Genomic DNA, 25,480 nt, shown 5'->3' on the forward strand with positions numbered 1-25,480 from the left:
AGGGGCTCCGGGGCGGGCAGACCCCCGCGGATGGCCATGCCGAAGCCGTGGGCCGTCATCCGCTGGCGGCCGGTGCGGCCTTGGAGCCGGGTCCCGAGATCTTCACGGGGCGGTTCGACCGGCCGGGCCTTGAGAAGCAGCTCGAGCTCGCCTGCAACGCCCGCCGCGGCTCACTGATCCTCCGGCCACACCCGCCCCCCTTTATGGCCGACCAAGACGACTACGACAAGGACAATCCCATGGAACTCGGCATCTACACCTTCGGGGAGATCAACCAGCATCCGGATGGCAAGGCCACCACGGACACGACCGCGCGCCTCACCCAGCTCGTTCAGCTCGCCCGCAAGGCCGACCAGGGCGGGCTGGACGTGATCGCGCTGGGCGAGCACCACCGCCCCGATTTCACCCTGTCCGCCCCAGAGGTGGTCCTGGGCGCCATGGCCTCCGTGACCGAGCGCATCCGCCTGACCAGCGGTGTCACCGTGCTTTCCAGCCAGGATCCCGTGCGCGTATACCAGCAGTACGCCACCCTCGACCATCTCTCCCACGGTCGCGCCGAAATCGTCGCCGGCCGGGGCGCCTTCACCGAATCCTTCCCCCTGTTCGGCTACGACCTTGCCCAGTACGACGAGCTCTTCGACGAGAAACTGAAAATGCTCCTGCAGATCCGCGACGAGGAGGTGGTCACGTGGCACGGCCGGCACCGCGCCCTGCTGGACCAGGCACCGATCGTTCCCCGCGCCAAGCAGGAACCGCTGCCGGTCTGGGTGGCCATTGGCGGCACTCCGGCTTCCGCCATGCGCGCCGGCATGCTCGGGCTGCCCATGATCATGGGCTTTTTCACGGGCCCCGAGCAGTTCGTCCCGCGCGTGGAGCTCTACCACCGCGCCGCCGAGCAGGCCGGACACGATCCCGCCAAGCTGCGCCTCGGCGCCAGCGGGCACATGTTCATCGGCAAGACCTCGCAGGGCGCCCGCGACTCCTTCTACCCCTACTATGCCGAGTACTTGCGGCAGATGGGCATGACCCGAGGCGGCACGTTCCCCCGCCAGGCCTTCGACCAATGGATCCAGCACGGCCTTCCCGTGGGCAGTCCGCAGCAGGTCATCGAGGAGATCCTGAAACGCGTGGAGCTGCTCGGAATCGACCGCTTCCTGGGCCAGATCGACGTGGGCAACCTTCCCTGGGCCATGGTCAACGAATCCCTCGAACTGTTCATGACCGAAGTGCTCCCCGTCGTCAAACGCGAGACCGCCGCCACGCCTGCGCCGCGGGGAGCATGATGGCGGGCAAGTTGACGGTGGTCACCGGTGGGAGCCGCGGAATCGGTGCCGCGGTCAGCCGCCGGCTGGCGACGGAGGGGCACGACGTCGTCATCACCTACCTTCGGAATCGGGATGCTGCCGAGGAGGTGGCCTCAGATGTGCGACGCACGGGTCAACGCGCCCTCGTCCTGCAGACCGACACGACCGAGGAGCACTCGGTCGTCGAGCTCTTCGACCGGGCCCAAGCCTTCGGCACCCTGACGGGATTGGTGAACAACGCCGGCTCGGCCTCCGCAGTCGGTTCGCTCGAGGGCAATGGCCTGAAGGAGATCGGCCGGGATCTCGAGGTGAACCTGTTGGGCGTGATCGCCTGCAGCAAGTACGCCATCGGCCCGATGGGCCGGGCCGGCGGTGGCTCCATCGTCAACATCTCGTCCGCCGCCGCGACGCTGGGCGGCGCCGGCACCTATGTCCACTATGCGGCGGCGAAAGCCGCAGTCGAAGCGCTCACGGTCGGCCTTTCCAGGGAGCTCGCAGGGAAGAACATCCGGGTGAATGCCGTCGCTCCCGGGACGGTGTGGACCGACTTCCACCAGGACCGCGACCGTCCGGCGAAGGTCGCGGCCACGATCCCGATGGGTCGTGCGGGCAAGCCCGGCGAGATCGCGGGAGCGGTTGCCTGGCTTCTCTCCGACGATGCCGGGTACGCCACAGGCACAACGATCCGAGTCGCCGGCGGGCTCTGACTGCGCCGAGGTTGGCGAACGACTCCCGGCGATCCCTTCGCGCAAGGGGGATTGGCGCAGAGCTCGCGTCCGGTGCCGCGTGGAGATCCTCGACGTCCTCATCGACAACACCCTCAGGCACGGCCGGGGCACCGTAACCGTCCGCGCCGCCGACGAGGGAACGCATCTGGGCATCACGATCATCGATACGGGGCCGCGACCCGCAGGAGACATTTTCCAGCGCAATGGCACCGGAGGCGCCGGCGAAGGAATGAGCCTGGTCCTGGCCAGGGAACTGGCCGGATCCATCGGTTGCCATCTGGGTCTGGACACCCCGCGCCAGACGGTTTTCACCCTGAAACTTCCGACGCCGTCCTTTGCCCAGCCACCGTCCGGTACGGCCACCGGGAGTGGCCCTAAGCAGGCTCAGGGCCACTCCCGGGCTCGCGCGCCTGGGCTGAACCCCTCTCCGCGACGAGGGGTCCCGGTGCCCAATCGCCGTTGTCCGTTCCCTGTCCGCCTGGAAAATGTGCATGCTTTCAGGCTCTAAAGCATCCCGAGACCGATCATCCATTGAAAGGTCGGCCCACGGGAACGCCGTCAACCCGGCCGAAGAACCGCCCCCTGGGCCCGGCACAGCCAGCGGCGAGGCCTGTGGATTTCGGCGGTTGCCCCTCTGCCTCACCGGGCCGTCTTGCATCCCACCGGTTGCAAGACTCACTTCCGGTCGAGGGTGACGTCGTAGAAGCCGACCCCGACCTTCCCCTCATCGGCGACCAGTCAAATCGATCGACGCGTTGCCCAGTCCGCCGGTCATCAGCAGTCCGAGGTCCGAAAGCCGTTCCAGGACCTCGCGCGGGAAAGCGGTGCGCTCCCGCATCGCCGCCACGGCTTCGACGCCCCGCAGCGCTTCGACGACCTCCGCCGCGGAGCCGAACGGTTCGTGGAACACCTGCACCTCGACCCCCGGTCTTCCCGTTCCGCCCAGGACTCGAAGTCCGGCGCCACGTTTTGGTAGTCGTCGCGGAGGGCCAGGCGCTTGGTCGTCATGCGGCCATTCTTCCCAGGCCGCGATCATTCACGCCTCCTTAAGCCGCAGTTGGCGGGCAGGACGTCCGACGCCGACAACCTCGAGCGGGGGGAACAGACCGAAACATCCCGATGCAAAGGACCAATTCTCAGATGTCACCACGTATCGCCAAGGCGCTCATCGGATCCGCGGCAGCCGCCGCCGTAGGACTCACCTTCTTCGGGGCGGCCCCGGCCTCCGCTGCCTCGGCCGCAGCGGGCGACCCCGTGGTCATCGGCCACCGGGGCGCAGCCGGCACCGCTCCGGAGAACACCGTCGCCGCCTTCAAGGACGGCCGCGCCTCGGGCGCCGACTTCTTCGAGATCGACGTCCAGCTCTCCGCCGACGGCGTGCCGTTCCTGTTCCACGACAACACTCCGGCCCGGACCACGAACGTCGAGGAAGTCTTCCCGGGCCGCGAGGACGATCCCATCACCTCCTTCACTTGGGACGAGCTCCAGCAACTCGACGCCGGCTCCTACTTCTCCGCGAAGCACGCGGGGGAGGGGATCCCGCACCTCGACGACGCCGCGGCCGCCGCGAGCAAGCGCACCGGCGTGTTTATCGAGATCAAGTCCCCGGTCAACTCGCCGGGCATCGAGCAGGTCGTCGCCGACAACCTGGCCAACGACAGGAAGTGGAAGAAGCTCGTCGAAGCGGACAAGATCGAGGTCCTGGGCTTCGACGAGGCCTCCAACGTCCGCTTCGCCGAGTTGGCCCCGGAGATCCCGCTACAGCAGTTGGCGGGCACCGTTCCGGACGCTGCCACGCTCGAGCGCTTCGCCGGCTTCGCCGACGCCTTCGGCACCAACTACCGCAACCTGGACGAAGCCGGCGCCCAGCGCGTGAAGGACGCCGGGCTGGGCCTCGGCGTCTACACCGTCAACTCCACGGAGGCCGTCGAAGACTCGATCGCCCTCGGCGTCGACCGGGTGACCGGAGACTTCCCGATCCAGACCGAGCGCTACCTCGAGGGCCAGAAGCCCTTCCCGGCCGCCCGCGGCCTGGAAATCGCCGACAGCGTCAACGACGTCCCGGGCGAGGACCTGCAGGCCGAGACCGGCGAGCACGTGGTGGTCGCCAACACCTCCAACCGCTCCGTGGACGTCTCCGGGTACGTCATCCGCGACGCCTCGAACGCCATCCTGCTGATCGGCGACGGCTACGTGCTGGATCCCGGCGCGAAACTGCGCGTCTACACCGGCGCCGGCACCAACAGCGCCGGGGCCTACTACAACAACGGCACCGCGAACGTCCTGAACAACACCGGCGACTCCGTGGCGCTGTGGACCGACGGCGGCAAGCTGCTGGACACCTTCGCGAACTAGCCGTGCTCGGCCAGCAGGTTGGTGACACTCGGGCTTGCTGGTTGACGTGCAGGAGGACCTCCGGGTGCGGTGGGAGATGTCTCGTCTTCTACCGTCCGGAGGTCCTCCTGTCCCACCGCAACGCCCGTTTGAACTTTCATGGCCGTCTGTTGTCCCGGACGGAGGCACACTGCAAGAGGATCCCGTTGCGGACATCGTTGGTCGCAAATCGGATTGCGGGCTAGCGTGATGGCATGGATTTGCAGCTGACAGGACGCGTTGTGCTCGTCGTCGGAGGGACCGGGCTGATCGGCGGCACAGTGGTCGACCGCCTTCGTGCGGAAGGTGCCGTGGCGGTGGCTGCGTCGCGCAGCGGGAGCGGGGGTTTGGTCCTGGACGCCCGCGACGATGCGTCCGTCGCCGCGGGAATCTCCACGCTGCTCGAAGAGCATGGGCGTCTGGACGGCGTCGTCGTCGCGGCGGCGCCCAGCGCGCAGACCCTGGATCCCGCACGCAACTCGGACCCGAGGCAGGTGCTTGAAGCCGTGGACGCCAAGGCGCTCGGTTTTCTCAGGGTCGCGAACGCCGCGCTGGCGGTCATGACGGAGTCGGGCTATGGACGCATCGTCGGGGTCTCCGGTCAGAATGCTTTCCTCACCGGAAATGTGACGGGTGCGGTGCGCAATGCGGCGCTCATCATCACGGCGAAGAATCTTGCCGACTCCGTCGCCGGAACGGGGATCACGGTCAACACGGTCAGTCCCGGCGTCGTGCGTGAGGACGCCGCGGCCGAGGTGGCGATCGGCAAGGCGGGAGAGGCCCGGCCCTCCGACGTTGCTGCGTTGATCGCGTTCCTCGTGTCTCCGATCGCTGGAGCCATCTCCGGGGAGTCGATCGCCGTTGGCCACCGCGTACGCGGCGTCACCTCGATGTGACTGCCCAACCTCGCGGGCGAAGCCATCGCCGCGACCCGGGGGCTGGATGCCGCTAAGCCGTTCGTTACGTCAAAATAGCGGCACGAGAATGCTGCAACTTCTCGCTGTGGTTCACACGTTGAGGGTCTCGCCCCGGCGTATTGCAACCTATCGGTTGCCAGGCGCGCTTCCGGTCAGGGGCGACGGCCTGTTATCCGGCCAGGACGACGCGGTTGCGGCCCTGGGCTTTGGCCTCGTACAGGGCGACGTCGGCGGCGGCGATGACTGCGTTCAGGTCACCGCTGCCGAGGGGCGCGATGCCGTAGCTGACGGTGGGCAGCGGAAAGCCCGCCGGTGCCTGCACGCCCTCGAGGCTGTGGCTGATCTGCCGGGCGATGGCCTCGGCCTGGTCAGTGCCGGCCCCGGGCAGCAGCAGCACGAACTCCTCCCCGCCGTACCGGCCCACCAGGTCGGTGGAACGGATGGTCGCGGTGCAGGCGGCGGCGAAGGCGCGCAGTGACTGGTCCCCGGCGGCGTGCCCGTACCGGTCGTTGACGGCCTTGAAATGGTCCAGGTCGGCCAGGATCAGCGCGCCGGGAACGCCGGCCTTGTCCAGCCGGCGCATTTCCTCGGCCGCGAGGTGCAGGAAACCGCTGCGGTTCAGCAACCCGGTCAGTCCGTCCCGGATGGCGCTGGCGCGCAGTTCCCGGGTCACCTGCTCGTTGCTCAGTGCCGCCATGCTGAAGGAGACCACGACGAGCAGCATCATAGTCAGCAGCGTGGTCTGGGCCGAACCGAAGACGGTGCGGAAGACCGGCCCCTGGGGTCCGTCGATGATGAAGGTGACGCACCGGCCGAGGTAGTAGACCGCCACGGTCCCGGCGGCCATGGCCATCGGCCGCTGGACCCGGGTGTCGTCCGGCTGCAGGCGCCACACCTCCACCGAGGACAGCCCGATCAGCAGGGACATCATGGCCAGGAAGTACGGGCCCCCGGACCAGTGGTTGGTGGCCGGATTGTCCAAGGCGGACGCTATCGCCACCACCACCGCCGGTCCGGCCACCAGCTGCCATGTCCCGCGCCTGAGCGCCCCGGACCTGCGCGCACCGGAAGCGGCAGCCCGCAGTGACCGCGCCCCGGCGCAGACGCTTCCGGCCCCGAGCACCGTCAGAACGTTTGCCAGCGGATTCGCCCACACCTGGTGGACGGTTCCGTTCAGCAGGTAGGCGAAGCACCCTGCGATGAACAGGGCGATGGCGGTGCACCACCAGCCGCTGTAGGCCGACCGGGTGCGGCGGTAGGTGACGAGGTAGAACAGGGGGAACAGGGTCAGCGCCACGACGCCGAAGGCGACCCGCAGGGTGACGGTATCGAGCACCATTTTTACCTGTTTCTACCTGTTCCCGATGACCGGCTGACGACTGCCGAAACCGATTATTGCAGGTGCCGGCCCTGCGCCGCGGGATCGGCGTCCCCGAGAGGCGGGGCGCTCGGCCATTCAGCGGTGCGAGAATGCCGCCATGACGAATCCGGATCTTCCCGCATGGCCGCCCAGCCGCCGCGGATACCGCCGCTCCGAAGTGACGGCACTCGTGGGAACCGGCGAGCCGGTGTGGGAGAGGGTGGCCGACGAGGTGCTCCGGTGGAGGGTGAAGACCGAGAGCGGGTTCGCCGTGGGCTCCCCAGGGCCGGTGTCGAAAGGCGAGCGCGTGATCGTCACGGCACACTGCCTCGGCGTCACCGTCGTTGAGCCGGTGGAGGTCGTCGCCGTCGTGCGGGAGCCGGATCGGGTCGGGTTCGCGTACCGGACCCTGCCGGGGCACCCTGTCAGCGGCGAGGAGGCCTTCATCGTGCACCGGCACGGCGACCAGGTGCACCTGACCGTTCGCTCGCTCACGCGCGCGGCATCGCAGCAGCCCTGGCGGGCACTCTTTCCGATCCTCCAGGTCGCGCAGCGGATCGTGCGACAACGGTACCTGCGCGCGCTCCGCTGATTCACCGCAGACTGCTGGAGGGCGATGGAGACAATCCAGGCCATTCATATCGACGCGGATGCGGCGGCCTACCGGGCGGCGGAGAGGAGCCTGCCGACGAGGGGGTTGATGATGAACAGCGCCGCCCAGACGAGCCGGCCGGCGGAGGGGCCGGCCAGGAGCGTGACGGGGATGGACGCCAGGAAGACGGCAGGCACGGTCAGGAAGGGGAGGATCTGGCGGAGGCTGGGTTTTCCCTGGTCCGCTTCCGCCTGGGTGAGGCCGTGTTTCCTGGCGCTCAGGTAGATTGCGGTCTGTGACAGGGACGCCAGTGCGATGTTCAGGGCGTAGAGGGCGGTGGGAAGCGGAAGGTCGTCGGTTTCCGGGTCGCTGGTTCCCTGGGTGGTGAACGGGATGAGGATGATGAAGAAGACCGCGACGATGTTCCAGACGATGAGCCGGTGGCTCATCAGCGCCATGGAGCCGATGACCCGGAAGTTCACCCGCCAATAGACCGCGATGACCACGAAGCTCAGCGTAAATCCCAGAAGCTGGCTGGGCAGGTGGGAGTTCAGCAGCGCGGAGAGGCTCGCCCAGGACCGCGCGGGCGGCGGGTCGACGTTGGTAACGAGCAGGGTGATGGCGAACGCGTAGATGGCGTCGAAGAAGGACAGGCTTCGCCCGAACTCGGTCGTGCTGCGGTCAAAAGACAGATTGCTCATCGGCCACCGGCGTCCCCTCGTTTGCCTGTCAGGGACCATTCCACGACCAGACCGGCTTCCGGTCCAGTAGTGCGCCTTGGCCGGGGATGCGACCTAGCCGCGCGGGGGAGGGGTGGTACTGCCGCGAACGATCAGCTCGCAGGGGAATTCCCTGCGCTGTGGGGGCTGGCCGGGGGACTCGATGCGCTCCAGCAGCAGCTTGGCTCCCGCGCGGGCCATCTCCCGGCTCGGTTGGCGGACGGTGGTGAGGCTGAAGGAATCCCAAGCGGCCATTTCGACGTCGTCGTAGCCGACGATCCAGCAGTCCCGGGGGGCGGAGAGCCCGTGCCGGCGCAGCGCGTCGAGGGCGCCGAAGGCCATGTAGTCGTTGGCGCAGAAGACGGCCTGGGGCCGCTCCGGCAGGGACAGCAGCCGCTCCATGAAGCCGGCGCTCACGTCGTGGGAAAAGGTGCCGTGCAGGCTCAGCTCCTCCGGAACCGGGTGGCCGGCTTCGCGCATGCGCTCCAGGAATCCGGCCGCGCGGTCGCGGGAGGTGCTGGCGTTCTGCCGGCCTCCGATGAAGGCGACCCGGGTCTTGTTGTGCGACAGCAGGTAGTCGGCCACCAGGGCGCCGCCGGCCCGGTTGCTGCTGGTGACCTGGTCGCATTCGAAGCGGTCGACCACGCGGTTGATCAGCACGATCGGGCTGCCCTTTTCCACCGCCGCCTGCAGTTCCACGGATTCCTCGGTGGCGGTGGTGAAGATGACGCCGTCCACTGCGTGTTCACGGATGGCGGTCAGGGCGTCCTGGTGGCTGCCGCCGCCGGCGTTCCACAGCACCACCCGGTAGCCGGCGGCGTCCAGTTCCTGGGTGAGCTCGTCCAGGATCTCCGGATAGAACGGGTTGGTCAGGTCGGCCACGACGACGCCGATGGTCCTGGTGCGCCGGGTCTTCATGGCCTGGGCACCGGCGTGGGGGACGTAGCCCAGTTCCTCCATGGCCGCGTGGACCTTGGCCGCGGTGGCGGGGGAGAGCTTGGCCGGAGCGGACATCACGCGGGAGACGGTGGCCTGCGAAACGCCCGCCAGGCGTGCCACGTCGCGGCTTGTGACCATCCAATCCTCCCAAGGTTTCCAACGGGTCCGTCCTCGCGATTGTATACGTATTCAAAATCACAAACAAGTCTTTTCTCCGATGATGAATACGTATACAGTCGATTACCAAGCGGGCAGAACGACCTGCACCCCGGGCGCTCCAAGCGGCCCATCAACGAAGATGGAAAGGCTTTCCCTCATGACTGTCCAGTCGGCAACCACCTCCTCCGTTTCCTCCGTTCTGCTGAAGTCCCCGGCGGGCAACAGCGTCAACGCCGGCAGCACCCCGCAGGTGCGGGCCACGGTGGAGAGCGTCATCCAGGACATCCGTGACCGTGGCGACGAAGCGGTGCGCGAGTACTCCCAGAAGTTCGATAACTACGCCCCCGATTCCTTCCTCCTGACAGCCGAGCAGCTGTCTGAGATCATGGCTCGTGTACCGCAGCAGGTGATCGATGACATCAAGTTCGTCCAGGAGCAGGTGCGCGTCGTGGCGCAGAAGCAACTGGACTCGATGAGCGACTTCGAGATCGAGACGCTTCCCGGTGTCCGGCTCGGCCAGAAGAACGTTCCGATCCGCGCCGCCGGCGCCTACATCCCCGGCGGCAAGTACCCCCTGCTGGCCAGCGCCCACATGACGATCGTGACCGCCAAGGTCGCCGGCGTCGAGCGCGTCGCCGCCTGCACCCCGCTGATCCAGGGCGAGGTCCCGGACGCCACCGTGGCGGCCATGTACCTGGCCGGGGCGGACGAGATCTACCTGCTCGGCGGCATCCAGGCCGTCGCGGCCATGGCGGTGGGCACCGAAACGATCAAGCCGGTCAACATGCTGGCCGGCCCGGGCAACGCCTTCGTGGCCGAAGCCAAGCGCCAGCTCTTCGGCGAGGTCGGCATCGACCTGTTCGCCGGCCCGACCGAGGTCCTCATCGTGGCCGACGAGCACGCCGACCCGTTCATCGTGGCCGTGGACCTGCTCTCCCAGGCCGAGCACGGCCCGGATTCCCCCGCGGTGCTGATCACCACCAGCGAGGAGCTGGGACGCAAGGTCATGGAGCACATCGACGAGCTGCTCATCGACATGCCCACCCGCGACTACGCCGCGGCCGCATGGCGGGACTGGGGAGCGGTGCACGTCGTAGACAGCCTCGACGACGCCTACGCCCTGGCGGACGAGTACGCCTACGAGCACGTGCAGGTCCTGACCGAGAACCCGCGCGAGGCCCTGGAGAAGATGCACGACTACGGAGCCCTGTTCCTGGGCGAGGGCACCTGCGTCTCCTACGGGGACAAGGTCATCGGCACCAACCACGTCCTGCCCACCCGCGGCGCCGCCCGCTACACCGGCGGACTCTGGGTCGGCAAGTACCTGCGCACTGTCACCTACCAGGAAGTCACCAACGAGGAGTCCAGCGCCTTCTTCGGCGAGCTCTGCGGCCGTGCGGCCCGCGTGGAGCGCTTCGAGGGCCACGCGCGCTCCGGCGATGTCCGGGCGGCAAAGTACCGGGGCACCCAGCTGCCGTGGTCCAACCACACCTTCGAGAACTGACGCCGGCACAGGCTGGGAATGGAGTAAGTTCCATGGGCATCACCAACACCATGACCCCTGAGCAGGTCCGCCGCCGGACCCTGGTGTCCGGCACCATCGGCGCGATCGTCGAATGGTACGAGTACACCGTGTACGCCACCGCGGCGGCGCTGGTCTTCGGGCCGCTGTTCTTCCCCTCCCTCGAACCGGGCATCTCGCAAATCGCGGCGCTGGCCACCTTCGGCGTGGGCTTCGTCGCCCGCCCCATCGGTGCCTTCGTCTCCGGCCACCTCGGTGACCGGCTGGGCCGCAAGTCCACGCTGATCCTGACCTTCGCCATCATGAGCGTGTCCACCGCCCTGATCGGCGTGCTGCCCACGTACGAGGCCGTCGGAGTCCTCGCTCCGATCCTGCTGTGCGTGCTGCGCCTGGCCCAGGGCTTCGCCGTCGGCGGCGAATGGGGCGGCGCGGCGATCATCGCCGTCGAAAACGCCCCCAAGGGCAAGCGCGGATTCTACGGCTCCTGGCCGCAGATCGGCGTCTCCTGCGGCCTGCTGCTGGGCACCGCCGCCGTCGCGGCGGCCGGGGCCCTCACCGGGGACGCCTTCACCACCTGGGGCTGGCGCATCCCGTTCCTGGCCAGCATTGTCCTGGCCGCCGTCGGGCTCTACATCCGCCTCAACGCCGCCGAGAGCCCGGCCTTCCTGGCCGAGCAGGAAAAGATGGCCAAGGAGTCCACGCACCAGAAGGCGCCGATCCCGGAGCTGCTGGCGAACCACCGCAAGCCGCTGCTGATCGCCATCTTCGGACGCTTCGCCGAGGCCGGAAACTACTACCTGTTCACCGTCTTCGTGCTCTCCTACGTCACCACCACCCTGCAGGTGCCCAAGCAGTACGGGCTGACGGCGGTGATGATCGGGTCCACCCTGAACATCATCATGATTCCGATCTTCGGGCGCGTCTCCGACTCCATCGGCCGGAAGAAGACCTTCCTGTTCGGCGGGGCGGCGATCATCCTCACGGCCTGGCCGATCTTCGCCCTGGTCCAGACCGGCCAGCAGTGGGCGATCATCCTGGGCGTCGCGCTGTTCCTGTCCCTGGGCCACGCGATGGTGTACGCGCCGCTGCCGGCCATGTACTGCGAACTGTTCCCCACGGCCGTCCGCTACTCCGGCATCTCCGTGGGCTACCAGATGGCCTCGATCCTGCTGGCCGGCTTCATGCCGGCCCTGGCCGGAGCCCTGGTCCTGTGGAGCGGGGGGACCTGGCCGGTGGTCCTGATCATCATCGCGTCCGCCGCGATCGCGATGGTCTCGATCTCCTTCGCCAAGGAAACCAAGGACCTGGACCTGGACGCGATTGGCCGGGCCGCGATCGGCCAGGACAAGGCGGGGGAAAAGGTGCAGGTGAAAAACTAGGCCCACCGAGCCACTGAGCTCCCAAGCCACTGGGTGCCCGGCCGGATCCACCGGCCGGGCACCTTCGCGCCGGTAGCCTTCGCGTCGGGCACTCGCCCATCAGGCTCCCGGCCGGCGCACCCAAGACAAGCCTCCCGCCCTGCGGGTTTTCGAAAGGGACACCATGAAGATCACCGGAGCAGTACTGGAAGAGGCCGGACGGACCCGCCCCTACGCCCAGTCGCGGCCCCTGTCCGTCGGCGAGTTGGAACTGGACGGTCCCGGACCCGACGAGGTGCTGGTGAAGATCGAGGCCGCCGGCCTGTGCCACTCGGACCTGTCCGTGGTGGACGGCAACCGGCCCCGTCCGCTGCCGATGCTGCTGGGGCACGAGGCGGCGGGCATCGTCGTCGAGACCGGCCCGGGCGTCACGGACCTGGAGCCGGGCCAGCGGGTGGTCACCGTGTTCCTGCCCCGCTGCGGCGAATGCGCCAACTGCGCCACCGACGGCAAGCTTCCCTGCCTTCCCGGATCCGAGGCGAACAACGACGGCGTCCTGCTGGGCGGCCATGCACGCCTGCACCGCGACGGGGGCGCGGTAAACCACCACCTGGGCGTCTCCGGGTTCGCCACCCACGCCGTGCTCAACCGCCGTTCGGTGGTTCCCGTGGGAAGCGACGTGCCTCCCGCGGTGGCCGCGGTCCTGGGCTGCGCCGTGCTGACCGGCGGCGGGGCCGTCCTGAACGCCGGAAAACCGTCCCCGGGGCAGGACGTGATGATCGTCGGCCTCGGCGGGGTGGGCATGGCGGCCCTGCTGACCGCGCTGTCCGTGACGGCGGAAACCGGCGGGAACGTCATCGGGGTGGACGCCAACCCGGACAAGCTCGAGCGCGCCCTCCAACTCGGCGCGGCCCAGGCGTACTCACCCCAGGAGGTGGAGGAGCGCGGCATCAAGGCTCCCGTGGTGATCGAGGCGGCAGGACACCCCAAGGCCTTCGAAACCGCCGTGGCGGCAACGGCGCCGGGCGGCACCACGGTCACGGTCGGCCTTCCCTCGCCCCAGGCGCTCTCCTGCATTTCTCCGCTGGGAATCACGGCCGAAGCGCGCACCATCATCGGGTCCTACCTCGGCTCGGCCGTGCCCTCCCGGGACATCCCCGTCTACGAGCGGATGTGGCGGGAAGGCCGGCTGCCGGTGGAGGAACTGGCTTCCGCCACCATCCGGCTGGAGGACATCAACCAGGCCCTGGACGACCTGGCCGACGGCAAGGCGGTCCGCCAGATCGTCCTGTTCGACTAGCGTCCCCGGCGCCCGATCCCGGGGCCGGTCGGCCAGCCAATTCCTAACGGATACTGACCAGCGCCAGCTGCCCGGTCCCGGTGACGGTTTCCCCGCCGGGATGCCCGAGGACGGTATCGAACCGCTCCAGCCGGCGGCCGGCCGCGGTGGCCTCGCCGGCAAGGAGCACGGCGAGCTGGAACCCGCACACCTCGACGGGCAGCCGTTCCGTGACCGGGACGATGTCCACCGAGCCGTGGACAGTGCCGCGGACCGCGGACGGCCCGAGCATCAGGTTGAGGTTCCTGACCGGTCCGGCGGGAAGGGCCGAAAGGGTCGCGGCGCCGCCGTCGAACGCGAACGGACGGTACCGTTCCACCCGCCGCAGGACGCCGTCGACCGTGAGGTCCAGCGGACCGCCGTCGACGATGGTCAGGATGCGGCGAATGCCCGGAAGGCGGGAAAAGGGCGCCGGCCGGTCGACGTCGGCCAAACTCAGCCGCCAGTCCCAGCCGCCGTCGGGGGACGTTCCGTCGGGGAACATTCCATCCTGGGACGGGCCCGCGCCGGCGGCGAGCTCAACCGTGCGCCCCGCGCCGTTGAGCCAGGGGGAGGGGCTGAGGTCGGCGAAGCGGATGACCGGGCCGGAGGGTGTGGCTGCCATGGTTCTCCAGAATAGGGCGCCCGGGGCGGGCCCGCTGGCGACGGGCCGCCCCGGGCGCCACAGAGTTGTGGTTCGGGTGCGTGATGGTTCGGGTGCCGGCTAGCTGCGCGACGGCGAGCCGAGCCGGACCGGTTCCTCGTCCGTCAGGTAGGCCTCCTCGGCGTGGGCCGCGAGGTCGATCCCGCGCAGCTCGTCCTCCGGGTCGATGCGGAGGCCGACGGTGAGCTGGACGATCTTGGCGGTGATCCAGGTGACGATGAAGGAGTACACGAGGACGGCCGCGGTGGCGAGGGCCTGGGTGCCGAACAGTGCCAGACCGCCGCCGTAGAAGAGCCCGTTGACGCCGTTGGGCGCAGCCTCGGTGGCGAAGAGCCCGATCAGCAGGGTGCCGACGATGCCGCCGACGAGGTGGACGCCGACGACGTCGAGCGAGTCGTCGAAGCCCAGGCGGAACTTCCATTCGATCGCCAGGGAGCAGACGGCGCCGGCGATGGCACCGATGGCGATCGCCCCCAGCGGGCTGACCGCACCGCACGCCGGGGTGATGGCGACCAGGCCGGCGACGAGGCCGGAGGCGGCGCCGATGCTGCTGGCGCGGCCCAAGCGGAGGCGTTCGACGGCGATCCAGCCCAGCAGGGCCGCGGCGCCGGCGACGGCGGTGTTGAGGAAGACGACGGCGGCCGAGTTGCCGGCCGCCAGGGCCGAGCCGGCGTTGAAGCCGAACCAGCCGGTCCAAAGCATGCCCGCGCCGATGAGGACGAGGGGGCGGGAGTGGGGGCGGACGTGCTCGCTCTTGGGCCAGTTGGCGCTGCGGCCCAGGACCAGGGAGAGGGCAAGGGCCGCGACCCCGGCATTGATGTGCACGGCGGTGCCGCCGGCGAAGTCCACTGCCTTGAGGCCGTTGAGGATCCAGCCGCCGGTGACGCTGCCGTCCTCCGCGGAGAGGGCGAACACCCAGTGGGCGACCGGCAGGTAGACCAGGGTGGACCAGAGGCCGGCGAAGAGCATCCAGGCCCCGAACTTCATCCGGCCGGCGGCGGCACCGGCGATGATCGCGGTGGTGATGCCGGCAAAGAACAGCTGGAAGGCCGCGAACAGGGCAACGGGGACGGCCGCCTCGGGATCCTCGGGCATCAGCTGGCCCAGGCCAAGGTACTGCGTGACGTCACCGATCAGGCCCAGCCCGCCGACGGAGTCGCCGAAGACCGCGGAGTAGCCGAAGAGCGTCCAGAGGACGGCGACGATGCTCACGCCGCCGAAGCACATCATCATCATGTTCAGGATCCGGCGCGAGCCGACCATTCCTCCGTAGAAGAGGGCCAGGGCCGGGATCAGGAGGCAGACCAAGGCCGCGGCGGCCAGGATCCAAGCGGTGTGTCCAGTGTCCACGAAGGGCTCCAATCTCTCAGGGTGCAGTGGGTACGGTGCGGTGTTTACAGTGCGGTGGGTACGTTTTAGTGGGTACGGTGCAGGTGGAAAGGATGCCTCGGTGGTCCAAGGGTTCAGCGGCTCAGCAGTTCAATAGCCAGGCGGAGGCCGCATCCCGGTACCGGCTGATGCCCTTGTAATCGGCCATGTCCTGCGGCAGTTCGGCCAGGACCCGGCCCAGCCGTTCGCGCCAGGCCGGCACGGCGGCGATCTCGGCCAGGGAGGCCAGGTGGGTGCGGATCACGAACATGATGGCGCCGGAGCGGGGAAGTCGGACCAGGTGCTGGACCTCCACGCGCAGGTGCAGGCGCTCCGGCAGGGCGGGGTCGTCCGCCACGGAGGCGCGGCCGGGCCCCCACTCCGGATACGTCTCCGTGGACGTGTCCAGGCGGCGGTCCACCGTCAGGGTCCAGTTGGTCCTGCGGTAGTCCTGGCCCGGCTGCAGGCGCATCAGGAACTGTTGGGCCCTGGTGATGATCTGTTCCTCGTGCACCCTCGGGACCGGGCCGTGCACTTCCAGGAACCGCATGCCGACGTCGAACCCCACCGACCAGTCGGCAGCGAAGGTGATCGCGCCGGCGTCGAGCCAGAGGGCGTCCTCGCGCTGGTCCAGCAGGGCGACATCCTCCTGCATCTGGGTGGAGAGATAACCGAGGGGGCCGCCGGGGAGCGAGGAGTCCTCCCCGATGACGAAGTGCCGGTCCTCATCCAGCAGCCGGTTCACCCAATGGCAGGCGCGCCCCGAACGAGTGAACTCCATCTGGTCCGGGTATTCCTCGGCGAGGGTGGCCAGCACGGTCTCCAGGGCGTCCCAGGCCGCGGGGCGCATGTGCTCCAGCAGGGCCATCCGGCTCGGATCCCGCTCGAGGATGGCGCGCCGTTCGGCCAGCTCCGCATGGTAGTCGGCGTCGATCTCCAGCATTCTTTCGCCCCAGCCGCCGGCCTGCGTCTCGACGTGCCGGAAGGCGGGCTCGACGTTGGTGCTGTAGCGGTAGGTGTCCTGGGGGAAGGGATAGGGGAAGCGCTGCAGGCGCGGGCTTGCCAGGAAGGAGGGTGTCGCGCTCATAGGTCCAACTCCAATTCGGGGTCCTGGCTGCGGGAGACGCAGCACATGATGGCGTTGTTGGCGGCCTTCTCGGCCGGAGCGAGGAAGAGGTCGCGGTGCTGGGGCCGGCCGGCCTTGACGGGCAGCACGCATTCGCCGCAGACCCCCTGCCGGCAAAGGTTCGGCACCGGATGGCCCGCCTGTTCCAGCGCCTCCAGGAGGGAGGTGCCGGAGGGGACAGGCAGCGTGCGCCCGCTTCGGGCCAGCCTGGCCGTAAAGGGTTCACCCGGAGCGAGCTCTGCCGCTCCGAAGGCCTCCAGATGGAGCCGGGATTCGGGCCAGCAGGCGGCGCGGGCCTCGGAGAGCACCAGGTCCATGAACCCCTGGGGGCCGCAGGCGTACAGGTGGGTGCCCAGGGGCTGGCGGCGCAGCGCCTGGGCGAGGCCCTCCCGGAACGCCCGGCGCCCGGAGAATTCGGTCAGCGCGAGCGCCGGCGACGCGGAGCACAGCCGGCGGACCTCCTCCAGATGCGCGGCACCGCCCGGGCGGTAGGAGTACAGCAGTTCGGCGGGCCGGTCCCAGTCCAGGGCGGCGCGCAGGTGGGAGACCATGGGCGTGATCCCGATGCCTCCGGCGATGAGCAGGTGCCGCCGGGCCGTGGCCACCGGGGCGAAGGCGCTGCGCGGGGGCGAGGCCAGGACGCGCTCGCCGGCGAGCAGGCGGTGTACCGCGGACGAGCCTCCGCGGCCGTCCGGGCGGTGCAGCACCGAAATGCTGTACTCGTCCGGCGCATCGCCGGGACCGGTGAGGGAGTAGGCATTGGTCCGGCCGCCGCACTCGAGCACGATGTGGCTCCCGGGCGCATGGCTGGGGAGCCGGCGGCTGGCCGGGTCGCGGAGGACCACCTGGCGGATGCCGGGGGCAAGGAGGGCCGTACGGGCGACGACGAGCTCAAGGCGGGATGTGCCGCGGAGGCGTTCCGGCCGGGCCGCCATGGCGGGGGCTGCTGCAAGGCTCATCGGACTGCCTCCGGTTCGGGGGATGCAGATTCGGGGGATGAAGAGGGAGGAAGGGGCTTCTCGGCGTCGGCCATAAAGCCCAGGTAGCTCGCCGTCCGGCGGGAGAAGTGGGGGTAGATCTCAAGCCGGCGCCGGCACCCGCCGCAGAGCGGCGTGGCGCCGATGGGTTCCCGGCTCGGGGTGGTGGTGCCGCAGTGCGGGCAGTAGACGTGCTTGGCGGAGTCCCCGATCACGGCCTCCTCAATCACTGCAAGGCTCAGCTCCTCCTCGATCAGGCCGGCCTCCTTCGCCGCGGCGGCCGCACGGTAGACCTGGGACTGCGTTCCGGCCAGCAGCACCCGGAGGCCGACGGCGGCGCCGGCCAGGTGCGAGGCCAGCGCCGCCAGCGCGCCGGCGTCGGCCTCCGCGGCCGTGATGTGCCGCCGTCTGGCCGCAGGCGTGCCCTGCCCCAGCCACGCCGCCGCCGCCGTCCGCGCGGCATCCCCGAAGGAGAGGGCAAGGTACTCGCTGGCCCGCTCCGGGAGCGGTGCGCCCTGCGCCGGCGGGACGCTGCTGAAGGCCGCCATGTCAGGGGGCGAACGTGCGGTCGCCGACGAAGAAGCCCAGGGCGGAGTCCTCGGTCTCGAACTTGACCGCGGTCCCCTTCGGGAAGAAGAGGATGTCCCGTTCCCGGGCCAGGGTGGTTTCGCCGGTGGCCAGGTCGGTCAGGATGAATTCGCCGGCCACCACGACCTTCATCTCGTCGTAGGTGTACTCGTAGACCAGGGGCTGGCCCTTGTGCAGCTCGAAGAAGCCCGAGCTCATCGCGGATCCTCCGGGATTGGCCAGGGAGTCGCCGATGAAGGCGTTGCATCCTTCCACGTCCATGCTCGGCAATCCGAGGTGCCCGCCCTCGACCTTGTGGATGGAGCCGGCCGTCGTCAACGTGCCCAGCAGAGTGTTGTCCATCGTTGCTCCTCTTCAGATTCGTTCACTGACAAGAATCAACGGTGAAGGAAATTCAACGCCTGCGGGTTTCTGGCCGGTTAAATGCCTGTTGCTCCGGGCGTGACGCGGGGGAAACACATCTTTTACGTGGCCGGCGTCTTTCGGAAACGCGCCTCTTGGTAACTTGTATTCAACGAAGTTTCCTGACAGGGAACAAACTCGGACGGATTGCTCGGACAGATTGGACGAATGATGACAGCGCTTGTTTCAGAAGCTTCGCCACACGCCGCGTTCCCGGAAGCGGCCCTTTCCCCGCTGGCGGAACTGGTCGCCGCCCACGGCACCCGGTTCATCCTGGCCACGTTCGTCGACATGAATGGCAAGCCCTGCGCGAAGCTGGTGCCGGTCTCCGCGCTCGCCGAACTTGAGGCCGGGAAGCTGGGATTCGCCGGCTACGCCGCCGGGCTGATGGGGCAGAAGCCGCAGGACGGTGACCTGTGCGCGGTGCCGGACCCGGCGAGCTTCACGCCGCTGGACGTCGTCCGTCCCGGACTGGCGCTCGTGCACTGTGACCCGCACGTGGACGGCAAGCCGTGGCCCTACGCGCCGCGGGTGATCCTGAAGAACGCGCTGGCCCGCCTGGCCGCCAGGGGCATGAGCGCCAAGGCCGGCGCCGAGGTCGAGTACTACCTCGTCAACAAGGCCGACGACGGCACGCTGGTCACCGCCGATTCCAAGGACGACGGCCCCCACCCCTGCTACGACGCCCGCGGAGTGACCCGCATGTACGAGCACCTGACCGCCATCTCCGAGGCCATGAACGGCCTCGGCTGGGGCAACTACGCCAACGACCACGAGGACGGCGCCGGCCAGTTCGAGCAGAACTTCGACTACGACGACGCCCTCGTCACCGCCGACCGCGTGGTGACGCTGCGCTACCTGCTCAACGTGCTGGCCGAACAGCGCGGCATGACGGCCACGTTTATGCCCAAGCCGTTCACCAACCGCACCGGCACCGGGCTGCACTTCCACCTTTCCCTCTGGGACGGGCAGGACGGGGCGCTCTTCCCCGGTCCCGGCGGCGACACGCACGGCCTCGGTTTCACGGACACGGCGTACGGCTTTATCGGAGGCATCCTGGAGCACGCCCCGGCGCTGCAGGCCTTCCTGGCCCCCACCGTCAACTCCTACAAGCGCACCGGCGCCACCACCACCGAATCCGGGGCGACCTGGTCCACCAACAAGGCCTCCTACGGCGGCAACGACCGCACGCATATGATCCGCGTGCCCGACGCCAACCGGATCGAGCTGCGCTCCGGCGACGGCTCGGCCAATCCCTACCTGGCCATTGCCGCCACCATCTCCGCCGGCCTGGACGGGATCGAGCGCAGCCTGGATCCGGGCTCCCCCTGCGGCCCCGGCGAGCGCAAGCCCGATGCCCATGTCCTGCCGGCCACCCTGCTGCACGCCGTCGAGGCGCTGCGCCGGGACCCGTTCATGCTGGCCGCGCTCAGTGGCAGCGAGCAGGTGGGCCGGTACTACGCCGATGCCAAGGAAGAGGAATTCCTGTCCTGGCACAACCAAGTCAGCGACTGGGAAGTCGGCCGCTACCTGACCGCCGTCTGAGCCTTCGTCCCGCCGGCGTGCCGGCACCCCATCCCCACCGATAGAAGAGGACACATTCATGTGCGGAATCGCCGCCCTGCAGGTGCGCAACCCCGAACTGCGCCCGCAGCTGGGCACCCTGCTCTCCACCATGCTCTGCGAGATCGTCGACCGCGGCCCGGACTCCGCCGGCATGGCAATCTATGACAACCCGAAGCTGAACAGCACCGGGCAGTCGACGCTGAGCCTGCTCGGTGCGGACCTGGCCATCACCTCGGCCGACATCGACCGGCTGCTCGAGCACCTCCTGCCCGAAGGCGCGGCCTCCACCGTTCGCGTCGTCGGCGACACCACGCTCGTATCGTCCGAGGTGCCCGCCGCGGAGCTCGCCGCCGCCGTGGCCCAGGCCAGCCCGGGCGCCGTCGTGGCGGGCCGCGGCGAGCGCGTCACCGTGATGAAGAGCGTGGGCCATCCGATGGAGGTCGCCGCACGGCACGGCCTCGACGGCATGTACGGCACGCAGGCCGTCAGCCACACCCGCATGGCCACCGAATCCGCGGTCACCGCCGGCGGCTCCCACCCCTTCTCCGTCGCCGACGACCTCTGCCTTGTGCACAACGGCTCCTTCTCCAACCACGCCTCGGTCCGCCGCGAGCTCAAGCGCCTGGGTGTCGAGTTCGACTCGGAGAACGACACCGAGGTGGGGGCCCGCTACATCGCCCACCGCCTGGAGCAGGGCGACGACCTCGAGACCGCCCTGGTGAACCTGGGCCAGGTCCTGGACGGCTTCTACACGCTCGTGGTCACCACCGCGGACAGCATGGCGGTCGTCCGCGACCCGATCGCCTGCAAGCCGGCCATCATCGCCGAGACGGACGACTGGGTGGCCATGGCCTCCGAGTTCCGCGCCCTGGCCGAACTGCCCGGCATCGAGAACGCCCGGATCTTCGAGCCCGAGCCCGGCAAGGTCTACACCTGGTCGCTCTGAGCACCGCCCCCCTACCTGCAGAAGGAGTCCTTACGTGACCACCACCCTCGACAGCCTCCCCGCCCAGGGTCCGCGCCACGCCGGCGGGACCACCCAGGTCTTCGACCTCAAGGCCGGCGGCGTCCGCGAACTGAACAAGGCCGTCCACCAGGCCGCCACCGGCGAAGCCTTCACGGTCGAGAACCCCGGCGGCAAGCACAGCCTCGCCGTGGGCGTCAACGCCGAGATCGACGTCGACATCAACGGGCACGCCGGCTACTACGCGGCCGGCATGAACCAGGGAGGACGCGTCACCATCCGCGGCAACGCCGGCGTCGGCGTCGCTGAGAACATGATGTCCGGCACCGTCCACGTGGCCGGCGACGCCTCCCAGGCCGCCGGTGCCACCGCCCACGGCGGCCTGCTGGTCATCGACGGCAACGCCTCCGCCCGCTGCGGCATCTCCATGAAGGGGGTGGACATCGTGGTCGGCGGCAGCATCGGCCACATGTCCGCCTTCATGGCCCAGGCCGGACGCCTGGTGGTCTGCGGAGATGCCGGCGATGCCCTCGGCGACTCCATCTACGAGGCCCGCCTCTACGTCAAGGGCACGGTGGCCTCGCTCGGTGCCGACTGCGTCGCCAAGCCGATGCGTGCCGAGCACCTGGCCGAGCTCGGCGAGCTCCTGCGCGCCGCGGGCCGCGACGACGACCCGGCGGACTTCACCCGCTACGGCTCGGCCCGCACCCTCTACCACTTCCACGTCGACAACTCCAGCGCCTACTAGGAGACCGCCATGACCCTCATCGCCCCCGACCAGTCCCCGGCCGCTTCCTCCCTCGCGGCGCTCGGACTGCGCGAGTCCGCCACCTTCGACCGCGCCACCATCGCCGATATCCAGCGTGCCGCGGAGACCGGCATCTACGACATCCGCGGCTGGGGCGCCAAACGGCAGGTCCCGCACTTCGACGACCTGCTCTTCCTTGGCGCCTCGATGTCCCGCTACCCGCTGGAGGGCTACCGCGAGAAGTGCGGCACCGACGTCGTGCTCGGCGACCGCTACGCCTCCAAGCCGCTGCACCTGGACACCGTGGTGACCATCGCCGGCATGAGCTTCGGCGCCCTGTCCGCCAACGCCAAGGAGGCCCTGGGCCGCGGCGCCAGCGAGGTGGGCACCTCCACCACCACCGGCGACGGCGGAATGACCCCCGAGGAGCGCGGCCAGTCCCGGAACCTGGTCTACCAGTACCTTCCCTCCCGCTACGGGATGAACCCGGACGACCTGCGCAAGGCCGACGCCATCGAGGTCGTGCTTGGCCAGGGCGCCAAGCCCGGCGGCGGCGGCATGCTGCTGGGCCAGAAGATCACCGAGCGCGTGGCCGGCATGCGCACGCTGCCGGTGGGCATCGACCAGCGCTCGGCCTGCCGCCACCCGGACTGGACCGGCCCGGACGACCTGGAGATCAAGATCGCCGAGCTGCGCGAGATCACCGACTGGGAAAAGCCCATCTACGTCAAGATCGGCGCCTCCCGCCCGTACTACGACACCGCGCTGGCGGTGAAGGCCGGGGCCGACGTCGTGGTGGTCGACGGCATGCAGGGCGGCACCGCCGCCACCCAGCAGGTGTTCATCGAAAACGTGGGCATCCCCACCCTCGCGGCCATCCCGCAGGCCGTGCAGGCCCTGCAGGAGCTGGGCATGCACCGCAAGGTGCAGCTGATCGTCTCCGGCGGCATCCGCACCGGCGCCGACGTCGCCAAGGCCATGGCCCTGGGAGCGGACGCCGTGGCCATCGGCACCGCCGCCCTGATCGCCCTGGGCGACAACGACCCGCGCTACGCCGCCGAATACGCCCGGCTGGGCTCCGCCGCCGGCTTCTACGACGACTTCCAGGACGGCCGCGACCCCGCCGGCATCTCCACCCAGGATCCCGAACTGGCCGCGCGGCTGGACCCGGTGGCCGGCGGGCGCCGCATCGCCAACTACCTGCGCGTGCTCACCATGGAGGCCCAGACCATCGCCCGCGCCTGCGGCAAGGCGCACCTGCGCAACCTGGAGCCGGAGGACCTGGTGGCGCTGACGGTGGAGTCCGCGGCCATGGCCCGCGTCCCGCTGGCCGGCACCGCGTGGATTCCGGGCGCCGGAGGGGCGGGCTTCTGATGGCAGCGGACGCCTTCGACTACGTCGTGGTCGGCGCCGGCCTGGCCGGCGCCGCCACGGCCTGGCAGCTGGCGGCGCGCGGCCACCAGGTCGCCGTCGTCGAGCGGTCGGTGCCCGCCAACGACGCCGGCAGCTCCCACGGCTCGGCCCGGATCTTCCGCTACGCCTACGCGGAGGCCGAGTACTCCGCCTGGGTGAAGGAGTCGCTGGCCGGCTGGGAGGAGCTGGCCCGGCTGGCCGGGCAGCCCCTCATCACCCCGACCGGCTGCGTCGACTACGGCCAGGACCGCCGGCCGCACGAGCTGGCCGACGTGCTGGAGCGCACCGGCATCGGGCACGAGCTGCTCTCCGCCGAGGAAGCCCGCGGCCGCTGGCCCCAGTTCGCCTTCGACACGGAGGTGCTCTGGCACCAGGGCGCCGGGGTGATCGACGCCCACGAAACCGTCCACACCATGGTGCGGGCCGCCGTCGGCCACGGGGCACGGCTCTACGAGGACTGGGACCTCGCCGGCGCCCGGCGCTCCGGCGCCGGCTACCTGCTCACCAACCGGCGCGGGGAACAGCTCGAGGCCGGGCACCTGGTGGTCGCCGCCGGCGGCTGGCTGCCCGGGCTCCTGGGCGGACTGGACCTGCCCGCGGAGTTCCTGGCCGCGCTGCCGGCCTTTACCGTGAGGCAGGAGACCGCGTTCCATTTCCCCTACCGCGACCAGCCGGCCCCCGGAACCTTCTGGCCCACGTTCATCCACAAGCGGCCGGGCATCCAGACCTACGGGCTGCCCGGCGGCCGGGACGCGGACTTCCGGGGCCAGAAGCTGGCCGAATTCAACGGCGGCAGGACGATTCCTGACGCGTCCGCCCAGGACGGCCTGATCGATCCCGCCCACCGGGCCCGGATCATCGACTACGTCAAGCAATACCTTCCGGGCCTGGTCCCGGAACCCTACGCGGAAACCACCTGCCTGTTCACCAACACCCCCAACGAGGACTTCATCATCGATACCGCCGACGGCGTGACCGTGCTCTCGCCCTGCAGCGGCCACGGCGCCAAGTTCGCGCCCCTGCTGGGCAGCCTGGCCGCGGACCTGGCCACCGGATCCGCCGTGGTGCCGGCCCGCTTCCGTCCCTCCCTGGCCGCCGCGGCAGGGAGGCCGGCATGACGGCGGCACCGCAAGCGGCAGCGGCGGCGCCGCCCGGCGCCGCCCGGCTGATGGCGGAGCTGGCGGACACCGGCCGGGACGCCGCCCGCGGCGGATACAGCCGGCCGGTGTATTCGACGGCCGAGCATGAGCTGCGCGAGTGGTTCCTGGACCAGGCCCGGCAGCGCGGGCTGGACACCGAGACCGACCGCAACGGCGTGCTGTGGGCCTGGTGGGACGCTGGCCACGGCGCCCGGCAGGACGCCGTCGTCACCGGAAGCCACCTGGACTCGGTGCCCGGAGGCGGAGCCTTCGACGGGCCGCTGGGCGTGGCCTCGGCCCTCGCCGCCGTCGACCACCTCCGCAACCGCGGCCTGACCCCGCGCAGGCCGATCGCCCTGGCGGTCTTCCCCGAGGAGGAAGGATCCCGCTTCGGCGTGGCCTGCCTCGGCTCCCGGCTCCTGACCGGCGGGATCGACCCGGACAAGGCCAGGAACCTGCGCGACCCCGACGGCAACACCTTTGCCGACGTCGCCGCGGCCGCGGGCCTGGACCCGCGCTTCATCGGGCCGGACCCGGAAGTCCTCGGCCGCATCGGCACGTTCGTCGAGCTCCACGTGGAACAGGGCCGGGGACTGGTGGACCTGGACCGGCCCGTCGCCATCGGCTCGTCCATCCTGGGCCACGGCCGCTGGCGGCTGACCGTGGCGGGCCAGGGAAACCACGCAGGCACCACGCTCATGGAGGACCGGCGGGATCCGATGCTTGCCGCGGCCGCCATCGTCCAGGCGGTCCGGGACGTCGCCCTCCGGCACCCCGGCGCCCGGGCAACGGTGGGACGGATGGTGCCGGTGCCGGGCGGAACCAACGTGATCGCGTCCTCCGTCACCCTGTGGCTCGACGTCCGCCATGCCGACGACGCGGTGACCGCCGCCGTCGTCGAACGCATCCACGCGGAGGCCCTGCGGGCCGCCGCGGCCGAGGGCTGCACCGTCACGCTGGGCGAGGAATCGCTGAGCCCCACCGTGCACTTCGATCCGGCGCTGCGCGCACGGCTCGGGGACCTGCTTCCGGAGGCCCCGGTGCTGGACACGGGAGCGGGCCACGACGCCGGGGTGCTGGCGGCGGGCCTGGCGACGGCCATGCTGTTCGTCCGCAATCCCTCGGGCGTGTCCCACTCGCCCGAGGAACACGTGGAGGACGACGACGCCGAGGCCGGCGCGCTCGCCCTGGCGGACGTGCTGGAGGGGCTCGCGGGAAGAGGGGATGGCTAGCGTC

At 69.8% G+C, this 25,480-nt stretch carries 25 protein-coding genes; 15 read left to right on the plus strand and 10 right to left on the minus strand.

The genetic code is table 11. The annotated features are described in order from the left end of the window. Positions 1-47: 47 nt before the first annotated feature. The 3 genes from ABD912_RS06680 (at position 48) to ABD912_RS06690 (ending at position 2,540) form a co-directional block, all read left to right on the plus strand. A complete protein-coding gene (locus ABD912_RS06680) occupies positions 48-1,283 on the plus strand; it encodes an LLM class flavin-dependent oxidoreductase (protein WP_345149470.1) in 1,236 nt (411 codons plus the stop codon). After that, positions 1,283-2,011: an SDR family NAD(P)-dependent oxidoreductase gene (locus ABD912_RS06685; RefSeq protein ID WP_345149471.1), complete on the plus strand. Its 729-nt coding sequence runs from the start codon at positions 1,283-1,285 to the stop codon at positions 2,009-2,011. Before ABD912_RS06680 ends, ABD912_RS06685 begins: the two co-directional genes overlap by 1 nt. Positions 2,012-2,090: 79 nt before the next feature. Then, positions 2,091-2,540 (plus strand): ATP-binding protein, encoded by a 450-nt coding sequence (locus ABD912_RS06690; protein ID WP_345149472.1) that lies wholly within the window; start codon positions 2,091-2,093, stop codon positions 2,538-2,540. A 216-nt stretch (positions 2,541-2,756) separates the two neighbouring features. Here the strand turns inward: ABD912_RS06690 and ABD912_RS06695 are convergent, their stop codons facing one another. Then, entirely contained in the window at positions 2,757-2,942 is a 186-nt protein-coding gene (locus tag ABD912_RS06695; RefSeq protein ID WP_345149475.1) for a hypothetical protein, read from the minus strand. A 230-nt stretch (positions 2,943-3,172) separates the two neighbouring features. Here ABD912_RS06695 and ABD912_RS06700 point away from each other — a divergent pair, with 230 nt between their 5' ends. Then, the gene (locus tag ABD912_RS06700; protein ID WP_345149476.1) at positions 3,173-4,387 is read left to right on the plus strand and encodes a glycerophosphodiester phosphodiesterase family protein; all 1,215 of its coding nucleotides are present in this window, start codon (positions 3,173-3,175) and stop codon (positions 4,385-4,387) included. A 233-nt stretch (positions 4,388-4,620) separates the two neighbouring features. After that, positions 4,621-5,301 carry an SDR family NAD(P)-dependent oxidoreductase gene (locus ABD912_RS06705; protein WP_345149477.1) on the plus strand — a complete coding sequence of 227 codons (681 nt, stop codon included), beginning with the start codon at positions 4,621-4,623 and terminating at the stop codon, positions 5,299-5,301. Positions 5,302-5,491: 190 nt separating this feature from the next. On the opposite strand, the gene ABD912_RS06710 is transcribed toward ABD912_RS06705, so the two are convergent. Further along, positions 5,492-6,661, minus strand: coding sequence for a GGDEF domain-containing protein (locus ABD912_RS06710; RefSeq protein ID WP_345149479.1), 1,170 nt, complete (start codon positions 6,659-6,661; stop codon positions 5,492-5,494). 139 nt (positions 6,662-6,800) lie between these two features. Between ABD912_RS06710 and ABD912_RS06715 the strand changes: the two genes are divergently transcribed. Next, entirely contained in the window at positions 6,801-7,274 is a 474-nt protein-coding gene (locus ABD912_RS06715; protein WP_345149480.1) for a DUF1990 family protein, read from the plus strand. Between the two features lie 68 nt (positions 7,275-7,342). On the opposite strand, the gene ABD912_RS06720 is transcribed toward ABD912_RS06715, so the two are convergent. Together ABD912_RS06720 and ABD912_RS06725 are read right to left on the minus strand one after the other, a co-directional pair. After that, the gene (locus ABD912_RS06720) at positions 7,343-7,975 is read right to left on the minus strand and encodes a TMEM175 family protein (protein ID WP_345149481.1); all 633 of its coding nucleotides are present in this window, start codon (positions 7,973-7,975) and stop codon (positions 7,343-7,345) included. 93 nt (positions 7,976-8,068) lie between these two features. Continuing rightward, positions 8,069-9,070 (minus strand): LacI family DNA-binding transcriptional regulator, encoded by a 1,002-nt coding sequence (locus ABD912_RS06725; RefSeq protein WP_345149482.1) that lies wholly within the window; start codon positions 9,068-9,070, stop codon positions 8,069-8,071. A gap of 178 nt (positions 9,071-9,248) precedes the next feature. Between ABD912_RS06725 and hisD the strand changes: the two genes are divergently transcribed. The 3 genes from hisD to ABD912_RS06740 all read left to right on the plus strand — a co-directional run bounded on the left by hisD (position 9,249) and on the right by ABD912_RS06740 (position 13,271). Further along, the gene (gene hisD / locus ABD912_RS06730) at positions 9,249-10,595 is read left to right on the plus strand and encodes a histidinol dehydrogenase (RefSeq protein WP_345149483.1); all 1,347 of its coding nucleotides are present in this window, start codon (positions 9,249-9,251) and stop codon (positions 10,593-10,595) included. Between the two features lie 32 nt (positions 10,596-10,627). Next, the gene (locus tag ABD912_RS06735) at positions 10,628-11,992 is read left to right on the plus strand and encodes an MFS transporter (protein WP_345149484.1); all 1,365 of its coding nucleotides are present in this window, start codon (positions 10,628-10,630) and stop codon (positions 11,990-11,992) included. A 163-nt stretch (positions 11,993-12,155) separates the two neighbouring features. Continuing rightward, a complete protein-coding gene (locus ABD912_RS06740) occupies positions 12,156-13,271 on the plus strand; it encodes an alcohol dehydrogenase catalytic domain-containing protein (RefSeq protein ID WP_345149485.1) in 1,116 nt (371 codons plus the stop codon). A gap of 43 nt (positions 13,272-13,314) precedes the next feature. Here ABD912_RS06740 and ABD912_RS06745 read toward each other — a convergent pair whose 3' ends face one another. The 6 genes from ABD912_RS06745 to ABD912_RS06770 form a co-directional block, all read right to left on the minus strand. After that, a complete protein-coding gene (locus ABD912_RS06745; protein ID WP_345149486.1) occupies positions 13,315-13,914 on the minus strand; it encodes a HutD/Ves family protein in 600 nt (199 codons plus the stop codon). A 99-nt stretch (positions 13,915-14,013) separates the two neighbouring features. Then, entirely contained in the window at positions 14,014-15,303 is a 1,290-nt protein-coding gene (locus tag ABD912_RS06750; RefSeq protein ID WP_345149487.1) for an ammonium transporter, read from the minus strand. Positions 15,304-15,424: 121 nt separating this feature from the next. Beyond that, complete coding sequence (locus ABD912_RS06755; protein ID WP_345149490.1) at positions 15,425-16,408, minus strand: heme-dependent oxidative N-demethylase family protein; 984 nt, start codon at positions 16,406-16,408, stop codon at positions 15,425-15,427. Next, on the minus strand, positions 16,405-17,406 hold the full coding sequence (locus tag ABD912_RS06760; RefSeq protein WP_345149492.1) for a PDR/VanB family oxidoreductase: 1,002 nt from the start codon (positions 17,404-17,406) through the stop codon (positions 16,405-16,407). Before ABD912_RS06760 ends, ABD912_RS06755 begins: the two co-directional genes overlap by 4 nt. Continuing rightward, a complete protein-coding gene (locus ABD912_RS06765; RefSeq protein WP_345149493.1) occupies positions 17,403-17,972 on the minus strand; it encodes a dimethylamine monooxygenase subunit DmmA family protein in 570 nt (189 codons plus the stop codon). Before ABD912_RS06765 ends, ABD912_RS06760 begins: the two co-directional genes overlap by 4 nt. A gap of 1 nt (position 17,973) precedes the next feature. Next, a complete protein-coding gene (locus ABD912_RS06770) occupies positions 17,974-18,354 on the minus strand; it encodes a cupin domain-containing protein (RefSeq protein WP_345149494.1) in 381 nt (126 codons plus the stop codon). A gap of 231 nt (positions 18,355-18,585) precedes the next feature. Here ABD912_RS06770 and glnT point away from each other — a divergent pair, with 231 nt between their 5' ends. From glnT to ABD912_RS06800, 6 genes are read left to right on the plus strand one after another with little or no spacing between them, the layout of a single operon-like run. Beyond that, positions 18,586-19,959 (plus strand): type III glutamate--ammonia ligase, encoded by a 1,374-nt coding sequence (gene glnT, locus ABD912_RS06775; protein WP_345149496.1) that lies wholly within the window; start codon positions 18,586-18,588, stop codon positions 19,957-19,959. A 58-nt stretch (positions 19,960-20,017) separates the two neighbouring features. Further along, positions 20,018-20,926 (plus strand): class II glutamine amidotransferase domain-containing protein, encoded by a 909-nt coding sequence (locus ABD912_RS06780; protein ID WP_345149497.1) that lies wholly within the window; start codon positions 20,018-20,020, stop codon positions 20,924-20,926. A gap of 34 nt (positions 20,927-20,960) precedes the next feature. Then, positions 20,961-21,692: a GltB/FmdC/FwdC-like GXGXG domain-containing protein gene (locus ABD912_RS06785; RefSeq protein WP_345149498.1), complete on the plus strand. Its 732-nt coding sequence runs from the start codon at positions 20,961-20,963 to the stop codon at positions 21,690-21,692. Positions 21,693-21,701: 9 nt separating this feature from the next. Beyond that, positions 21,702-23,066, plus strand: a complete 1,365-nt coding sequence (locus ABD912_RS06790) for an FMN-binding glutamate synthase family protein (protein WP_345149499.1) — start codon at positions 21,702-21,704, stop codon at positions 23,064-23,066. Continuing rightward, entirely contained in the window at positions 23,066-24,223 is a 1,158-nt protein-coding gene (locus ABD912_RS06795) for an FAD-dependent oxidoreductase (RefSeq protein WP_345149501.1), read from the plus strand. Before ABD912_RS06790 ends, ABD912_RS06795 begins: the two co-directional genes overlap by 1 nt. After that, complete coding sequence (locus ABD912_RS06800; RefSeq protein WP_345149503.1) at positions 24,220-25,476, plus strand: allantoate amidohydrolase; 1,257 nt, start codon at positions 24,220-24,222, stop codon at positions 25,474-25,476. Before ABD912_RS06795 ends, ABD912_RS06800 begins: the two co-directional genes overlap by 4 nt. Positions 25,477-25,480 lie beyond the last annotated feature (4 nt).

It is taken from the genome of Arthrobacter ginkgonis (genome assembly GCF_039540195.1).
Lineage (GTDB): Bacteria > Actinomycetota > Actinomycetes > Actinomycetales > Micrococcaceae > Zafaria > Zafaria ginkgonis.

Excerpts from the sequence above, each read along its gene's own strand:
- ABD912_RS06725 (WP_345149482.1), bottom strand. The coding sequence starts at position 9,070 with ATGGTCACAAGCCGCGACGTGGCACGCCTGGCGGGCGTTTCGCAGGCC.
- ABD912_RS06795 (WP_345149501.1), top strand. The coding sequence starts at position 23,066 with ATGGCAGCGGACGCCTTCGACTACGTCGTGGTCGGCGCCGGCCTGGCC.
- ABD912_RS06790 (WP_345149499.1), top strand. The coding sequence starts at position 21,702 with ATGACCCTCATCGCCCCCGACCAGTCCCCGGCCGCTTCCTCCCTCGCG.
- ABD912_RS06755 (WP_345149490.1), bottom strand. The coding sequence starts at position 16,408 with ATGAGCGCGACACCCTCCTTCCTGGCAAGCCCGCGCCTGCAGCGCTTC.
- ABD912_RS06700 (WP_345149476.1), top strand. The coding sequence starts at position 3,173 with ATGTCACCACGTATCGCCAAGGCGCTCATCGGATCCGCGGCAGCCGCC.
- ABD912_RS06770 (WP_345149494.1), bottom strand. The coding sequence starts at position 18,354 with ATGGACAACACTCTGCTGGGCACGTTGACGACGGCCGGCTCCATCCAC.
- ABD912_RS06800 (WP_345149503.1), top strand. The coding sequence starts at position 24,220 with ATGACGGCGGCACCGCAAGCGGCAGCGGCGGCGCCGCCCGGCGCCGCC.
- ABD912_RS06740 (WP_345149485.1), top strand. The coding sequence starts at position 12,156 with ATGAAGATCACCGGAGCAGTACTGGAAGAGGCCGGACGGACCCGCCCC.
- ABD912_RS06685 (WP_345149471.1), top strand. The coding sequence starts at position 1,283 with ATGGCGGGCAAGTTGACGGTGGTCACCGGTGGGAGCCGCGGAATCGGT.
- ABD912_RS06780 (WP_345149497.1), top strand. The coding sequence starts at position 20,018 with ATGTGCGGAATCGCCGCCCTGCAGGTGCGCAACCCCGAACTGCGCCCG.
- ABD912_RS06710 (WP_345149479.1), bottom strand. The coding sequence starts at position 6,661 with ATGGTGCTCGATACCGTCACCCTGCGGGTCGCCTTCGGCGTCGTGGCG.
- ABD912_RS06715 (WP_345149480.1), top strand. The coding sequence starts at position 6,801 with ATGACGAATCCGGATCTTCCCGCATGGCCGCCCAGCCGCCGCGGATAC.
- glnT (WP_345149496.1), top strand. The coding sequence starts at position 18,586 with ATGACAGCGCTTGTTTCAGAAGCTTCGCCACACGCCGCGTTCCCGGAA.
- hisD (WP_345149483.1), top strand. The coding sequence starts at position 9,249 with ATGACTGTCCAGTCGGCAACCACCTCCTCCGTTTCCTCCGTTCTGCTG.
- ABD912_RS06745 (WP_345149486.1), bottom strand. The coding sequence starts at position 13,914 with ATGGCAGCCACACCCTCCGGCCCGGTCATCCGCTTCGCCGACCTCAGC.
- ABD912_RS06760 (WP_345149492.1), bottom strand. The coding sequence starts at position 17,406 with ATGAGCCTTGCAGCAGCCCCCGCCATGGCGGCCCGGCCGGAACGCCTC.
- ABD912_RS06705 (WP_345149477.1), top strand. The coding sequence starts at position 4,621 with ATGGATTTGCAGCTGACAGGACGCGTTGTGCTCGTCGTCGGAGGGACC.
- ABD912_RS06765 (WP_345149493.1), bottom strand. The coding sequence starts at position 17,972 with ATGGCGGCCTTCAGCAGCGTCCCGCCGGCGCAGGGCGCACCGCTCCCG.
- ABD912_RS06735 (WP_345149484.1), top strand. The coding sequence starts at position 10,628 with ATGGGCATCACCAACACCATGACCCCTGAGCAGGTCCGCCGCCGGACC.
- ABD912_RS06720 (WP_345149481.1), bottom strand. The coding sequence starts at position 7,975 with ATGAGCAATCTGTCTTTTGACCGCAGCACGACCGAGTTCGGGCGAAGC.